This window comes from Chryseobacterium limigenitum (assembly GCF_900114875.1).
Classification (GTDB): Bacteria; Bacteroidota; Bacteroidia; order Flavobacteriales; family Weeksellaceae; genus Chryseobacterium; species Chryseobacterium limigenitum.
Genome location: NZ_FPKW01000047.1, coordinates 1 through 6,629, shown reverse-complemented (window position 1 = coordinate 6,629; position 6,629 = coordinate 1). Strand labels below are relative to the sequence as shown.

Genomic DNA, 6,629 nt, shown 5'->3' with positions numbered 1-6,629 from the left:
TGTTTCTTTCCAAAAAAACCATCATTAAATTTAAAAAAAGTAAATGATGGTCAATTATTCTTAAACTTCGCTTAACCCGAACTCAGGTTAAATAACAAAACTCAGAAAGTAAAGTACGACATTATCTCCGTAAAAAAAGATGGAGTAGAGGAAGATTATCATACAGAAACTGAAGACGGTTATCTGAAAATATATGTCGGAAACAAAGATATAATTCTAACTCCGGGCGACTATAAATATGAAATACAATATAAAACAGAAAATCAAATCGGTTTTTTTGATAACTACGATGAGGTATATTGGAACGTCAACGGAAATGTTTGGGATTTTGCAATAGACACCATTTCGGCAAAGGTCACCCTTCCGGAAGGTGCGAAAATTCTCCAAAATTCATGCTATACGGGTTCTTACGGAAATAATTTTCAAAATTGCAGTTCTACAATTTTATCGGATAATTCAATGGAATGGTCTGCAACGAATTTAGCTCCGAATGAAGGATTAACCATTGCTGCAGGATTTCAAAAAGGAATTATGATTCCACCGCCACCGCCAACTTTTCTGGAAAAATTTGGAATTTTAATGGGTGGGATGATCATCTTTTTAGGTTTGATCTTCTATTATTTTTCAACATGGAGAAAATATGGTGTTGATCCGCAAAAACCAACGGTTTATCCGCAATTCAATGTTCCGGAAAATCTTTCGCCGGCTTCCATGGGATATTTGGAAACAGAAAGTTTTAAAAATAAATTTCTAACCGCTTCAATCGTTAATCTTGCTGTAAAAGGATATTTGAAAATAATTGAAGGTGAAGATTCCGGAATTTTAGGACTTTTTAATACAAAAACATTTACTTTAAATAAATTAAAAGACCCCGATCAGGCTTTGCCAAAAGAAGAGATTAATTTGATGAATACTCTTTTTACAGAAAATGAGACGATTAAATTTGATGGAAAATATAATTCAAAAATTGAAAATGTAGTCAATAGCTTCAAAGGAACATTGGCATTTCAGCATGATAAATTTTTAAATGAAGGAAATAACTTTACAAAAGTTGTTATACCGATCTTAGTTATGACAGTTGTTTATGTTTTAGGATTAATTATAAGCTACAAAATAGATCCGGAACCGGAAAAAATGATTGGTGGAATTGCTGTATATGTTATTTCTTTGGTCATATTTTTTGTGGTATCATTTTTAACGAACAGAGTTTCCTGGAAGTTTTTAATTCCGGCTCCAATTATTACTGTTATTGGTATTTTTGGATTTATTAAAGCAGGAAATAATGGAAGCGAGCTCATTAATTTTGGGGTGTGTTACTTCTTCATTATTTTAGGATTTACTTCTTTGGTGATTTATCAATATGTAATAAAAAGACCATCAGAAGAAAAATTGAGACAAAAATCTTTAATTGAAGGTTTCAAAATGTATATGGGGGCTGCAGAAAACGAGCAGTTGAAATTTCATAATCCACCTCAGATGACTCCACAGGTTTTCGAAACTTTACTGCCTTTTGCAATGGTTTTGGGAGTTGACGATATTTGGGGTGAAAAATTTGATACGATGGTGAAAAATATGGCGAACGGAACAGAATATGTTCATGCTTGGTATGTTGGAAGTTCCATTAATCATCTGAGTTTTGGAAATACGCTAAACTCGAGCCTTACCAATTCCATAAGATCTGCATCTACGCAACCATCAAGCTCAAGCAGCGGTTCCGGTGGCGGCGGATTCTCCGGCGGAGGGGGCGGAGGCGGTGGAGGCGGAGGCTGGTAATCCTTACTTTTCAAAAAAATTAAAAGCGTTCAAAATCTGAACGCTTTTAATTTATAATATAAGTTAAAACTAATATCTAAATTCTAACCTCTAATTTCTTATCTTAAATTCTTTCAATATCAGCTCCGATCGCTTTCAGTCTTCCGTCAATATTTTCGTAACCTCTGTCGATTTGCTCAATGTTGTGGATAATTGATTTTCCTTCTGCAGAAAGTGCCGCAATAAGAAGTGCATTTCCGGCTCTGATGTCAGGAGATACCATTGTGGTTCCTCTTAATGGAGATTCTTGGTTAAGACCGATTACGGTTGCTCTGTGTGGATCACAAAGAATGATCTGGGCGCCCATGTCGATCAATTTATCAACAAAAAATAATCTTGATTCAAACATTTTTTGATGAACCAAAATACTTCCTTTTGCCTGAGTTGCCACCACTAAAATAATAGACAGCAAATCCGGAGTGAATCCCGGCCAAGGTGCATCGGAAATCGTTAAAATAGATCCGTCAATAAATTTCTGGATCTTATAGTTTTCCTGAGCAGGAATATATATGTCGTCATTGCTTTGTTCAAGTTGAATTCCTAGTTTTCTGAAAGTGTTTGGAATAACACCAAGCTGGTTCCAGTTTACATTTTTAATGGTAATCTCAGATTTTGTCATAGCCGCAAGACCGATCCAAGATCCGATTTCTACCATATCAGGAAGCATCGTATGTTCAGTTCCGTGAAGGTGATCTACTCCTTCAATGGTAAGTAAATTAGAACCGATCCCTGAAATATTAGCACCCATTCTGTTCAGCATTTTGCAAAGTTGCTGAAGATAAGGCTCGCATGCTGCGTTATAAATCCTTGTTTTACCTTTTGCCAAAGCTGCTGCCATTACGATATTGGCAGTTCCTGTTACGGAAGCTTCCTCTAAAAGAATGAATTTTCCTCTTAGTTCTTTAGCTTTTAATGAATAGAAATATTCTTCCTCATCATAATGGAATTCTGCACCAAGCTCAACAAGTCCCTGAAAGTGAGTGTCTAATCTTCTTCTTCCTATTTTATCACCACCCGGGGTCGGCATATAAGCTTCACCGTATCTTGCCAACATTGGTCCCATTAGCATGATAGAACCGCGAAGTTTTGCTCCGTCTTTTTTGAATTCGTTGGATTTTATATAATCGAAGTTTACTTTATCAGCCTTGAAAGTGTAATCACCATGTCCGTTTTTGGTTACTTTTACACCAAAATCTCCAAGAATTTCAATCAGTCTGTTAACATCATGGATATCCGGAATGTTTTTAATTCTTACCTCTTCATCAGTTAATAAAACTGCACACAAAATTTGAAGAGCTTCATTCTTAGCTCCCTGTGGAGTAATTTCACCTTGCAGTCTTTTTCCTCCTCTTATTTGAAATGTTCCACTCATTTACTTTCTGTTATTGTTGTTAGTGTTGCTTCTGTTATTGTTATTATTGTTGTGCCTTCTTTTATTGGGCTGGTTTTGGTTTCTGTTGTTATTGTTGCTTCGGTTATTGTTGTTTCGGTTGCTGTTGGTAGTATAGTAGATCTTGCTCTTTTCAAGAGATTCTATATTGGTAAGATCCAACCTGTTATCCGAAAGCTCTTTCAGATGACGGAAAATCACATCATCAGTAACATGCTCTTTATTATAAACATTATAAGATTTCTTCATATTATTGGCAATTACTTCCTTCAAAGCTTCTTTTTCGTCGCCAGGTTCTAGTTCTATTGCTTTTTCTATTAATTGAAGAATACTTTTTCCGTAAAATTTAAAATCTCCCTGTAATTTAGGATATTCCATTGTTTTGGGTTTCTCTGCCAATTGCTCTCTTGTAGGAAATGGATATGGTGAATCTACATCCAGATCATAATTAGCTAAAATGAAAAGATGATCCCAAAGTTTATGTTTATAATTTTCTTCATCACGAAGTTGCGGGTTTCTTTGACCCATAAAATCGATGATCGCCATTGCCATTTCGCTTCTTTCATCCCTGTCAGAAAGCTCTTTGCAACGCTCAACCAACTGTTGTATAATTCTGCCGTACTCGGGCATATGAAGCTGGGTTTTTTGGGTATTGTATTCCATAGTATGCAAATATATGGATTAATGGAAAAATTGTACCGAAAATCTTCAAAGTTTATGATTTTTTAATGAAGATCTAAATAATGTATTGGTAGAGTTTATTATTTAATACAAAAATTATTTCACGTAAATAAGAATTTATTTCAATAAAAGTGTAATTTAGTTATTAGTTTAATAATTAAAACATTGTATATGAAAAAAACACATTTCTTACTTTCTTTTTTGGCTTTAGGTTTAATTAATTCTTGTCAGAACAATGATGAGATGGTTGATCAAAGCCCCGGACAATTAGAGATCCACAGCAAAACGGTCAATGTTACGACTCACGATGGGAGACCTTTCAGTACCGGAAGTGGTAATTCAGTAAATGGAAAATTTGTTTCGGGACCGGGAGGAGGAGTTTTGATGCAGGGGTTTTATTGGGATGTTCCGGATGGCGGAAATTGGTGGGATACCGTAAAAGGGAAAGTAACCGATTGGTCGAATGCGGGAATTGGTGCAATTTGGCTTCCTCCGGCTTCAAAAGCTCAAAACGGAGCGTACTCAATGGGTTATGATCCTACAGATTATTACGATTTTGGAAATTTTAACCAAAATGGAAGCGTTGAAACCCGCTTCGGGTCAAGAACAGAACTGGAAGCATTAATTACAAAAGCGCATACCGAAAACATGCAGGTTTATGCAGATATTGTGATTAATCATAACAGTGGTGGCCAGTCGCAGGCAAATCCTTTTACCGGAACAAATACATGGACAGATTTTTCAGGTGTTGCATCAGGAAAATTTCCTAGAAGCTACAATGATTTCTACAAAAATTCTTATGGAAATAATGATGAAGGAGCATTCGGTGGCTTCCCGGATCTATGTCATGCAAACCCTTACGTTCAGGACTGGCTTTGGGGAAGAGATGATTCTGTTGCAAAATATTATAAAAACGTAATGAAATTTGACGGCTGGAGATTCGATTATGTTAAAGGTTTCGGACCATGGGTTGTCAATACATGGAATGCCAATGTTGGCGGTTTCTCTGTTGGGGAATTATGGGATTCCAACGTAAATACTCTGGAATGGTGGGCAAATAATGCCAACAGTTCTGTTTTCGATTTTGCAGCCTACTATAAAATGGATGAAGCCTTTGATAACGGAAACCTAAATGCACTAAATGACGATATGATGTGGAAGAGAAATCCTTACAAAGCCGTAACTTTTGTTTCAAACCACGACACAGATATTATCAACAATAAAATGTTGGCTTATGCTTATATTCTGACACATGAAGGATATCCCACGATTTTCTACAGAGACTACGAAGAATGGCTGAATAAAGAAAGATTAAATAACCTGATCTGGATTCACAACAATAAAGCAACCGGAAATACATCAATTCTTTATACGGATAATGATGAATATATTGCCAGACGTAACGGTTACAACGGAAATCCGGGATTGGTGGTTTACATCAACAATTCCTCAAGCTGGCAGGAAAGATGGATCCAGACCAATTGGGCAAGTCAACAAATTAAAGACTTCACAGGAAGCTCAAATTGGTATCCCACTACACAAGGTGATAAGTGGGTGAAAATTCAATGCGCCCCGAACAGCTATTCTGTTTGGTCATTGAATCAATAAATATTCACTAATATATTTCCCGCAGATTGTACAAATTTTATATAAAAGTGATCTGTGGGATTAATATAAATCACCTCAAATTTTCAGTAACATATATATAAGGTATAGCAGAGTTTAATGACTCTGCTTTTTTATTTTCCCGGCCGTCATTGCGAGGAGCGAAGCGACGAAGCAATCTCAATGCCCCAACCCACCCACCTCCCACCCTCTCCAACCCAAAAATAATCAGGAGCTTCATCCGGCTTTGCGCTGTATCTTTTTCGTGCCGTCCTGCGCTTCGCTTCGGCCGCCCCCAAAAAGGATGCCGCTTCAATCCGGGCTAGGGTATTTGGCGTTCTTATTACTATTTCTTGCAATAGAATTTTTCGACCGACATAATCAATCGACCTTCTCCACACATTTCACCAGCTCCAAAACTGATCTATAAAGCTATAGACTCCAACTCTCAAACCCTCCCACGCTCAAGTTCTATATTCTAAGATCTGTGCCAATCAGAGTCAATCTGTGGTAAATAAAAAAGTATCCCTCAAACATAGCCTTCATCCTTCACATTGAAACCTCATAGGTTTTCAAAACCTATGAGGTTTACTTTCTTATACCTTATATATAGTATAGCAGATTATATAAAAAATCAGTCTTCTAATCCCTTTCCACCGTTGAAAACACCTATTCTGACACTTCTCAAAAAGATAATCGAATACTGTGGATAACTGTGGATAACCCCATAACATAAATTATATCAATAAATTAGAATTAAAACTTTTCCACAATATGAGTTTTATATGAACATTATGTTAAATTGATTTGGAAGTAGTGGTAAAGTTGATGTACTTTTGCCCCACTGAAAACGCGAGGTTGACAGTAGCGCAGAAGGAGGTAATGATACTATAGATACTACGAAACAGATTAAAATAAACTTTAAAATTTTTAGTAAATAAAAGTTGTTAAAGTTAAAATAATTTGTATCTTTGCAGTCCGGTAAAACGGGAGCATAGGAGTAGAAGATTGAGATATGGAAGATGGGATTTAGGGTTAGTTAAAAAACTTTAAATTAAGTCAAAAAAGTCTTGGTCAATTAGAAATAATTTTTTACTTTTGCACACGCAAATCTATACTGAAAACGACAGAAAATTAGGTA

At 36.0% G+C, this 6,629-nt stretch carries 4 protein-coding genes and 1 pseudogene; 3 read left to right on the top strand and 2 right to left on the bottom strand.

The window, feature by feature from the left end:
- Nucleotides 1-102: 102 nt before the first annotated feature.
- Nucleotides 103-507: pseudogene (locus BT156_RS22625) on the top strand (DUF2207 domain-containing protein); the annotation flags it as partial.
- A 24-nt stretch (nt 508-531) separates the two neighbouring features.
- Nucleotides 532-1,773: a DUF2207 domain-containing protein gene (locus BT156_RS21635; protein WP_394332866.1), complete on the top strand. Its 1,242-nt coding sequence runs from the start codon at nt 532-534 to the stop codon at nt 1,771-1,773.
- A gap of 103 nt (nt 1,774-1,876) precedes the next feature.
- On the opposite strand, the gene murA is transcribed toward BT156_RS21635, so the two are convergent.
- Nucleotides 1,877-3,184, bottom strand: coding sequence for a UDP-N-acetylglucosamine 1-carboxyvinyltransferase (murA, locus tag BT156_RS21630; protein WP_072412983.1), 1,308 nt, complete (start codon nt 3,182-3,184; stop codon nt 1,877-1,879).
- On the bottom strand, nt 3,185-3,865 hold the full coding sequence (locus BT156_RS21625) for a DUF4290 domain-containing protein (protein ID WP_072412982.1): 681 nt from the start codon (nt 3,863-3,865) through the stop codon (nt 3,185-3,187).
- Between the two features lie 189 nt (nt 3,866-4,054).
- Between BT156_RS21625 and BT156_RS21620 the strand changes: the two genes are divergently transcribed.
- The gene (locus tag BT156_RS21620; RefSeq protein ID WP_072412981.1) at nt 4,055-5,491 is read left to right on the top strand and encodes an alpha-amylase; all 1,437 of its coding nucleotides are present in this window, start codon (nt 4,055-4,057) and stop codon (nt 5,489-5,491) included.
- Nucleotides 5,492-6,629 lie beyond the last annotated feature (1,138 nt).

What these genes read in the sequence shown, in the direction of transcription:
- BT156_RS21625 (WP_072412982.1), bottom strand. Translation starts at nt 3,865, where the DNA reads ATGGAATACAATACCCAAAAAACCCAGCTTCATATGCCCGAGTACGGC.
- BT156_RS21635 (WP_394332866.1), top strand. Translation starts at nt 532, where the DNA reads ATGATTCCACCGCCACCGCCAACTTTTCTGGAAAAATTTGGAATTTTA.
- murA (WP_072412983.1), bottom strand. Translation starts at nt 3,184, where the DNA reads ATGAGTGGAACATTTCAAATAAGAGGAGGAAAAAGACTGCAAGGTGAA.
- BT156_RS21620 (WP_072412981.1), top strand. Translation starts at nt 4,055, where the DNA reads ATGAAAAAAACACATTTCTTACTTTCTTTTTTGGCTTTAGGTTTAATT.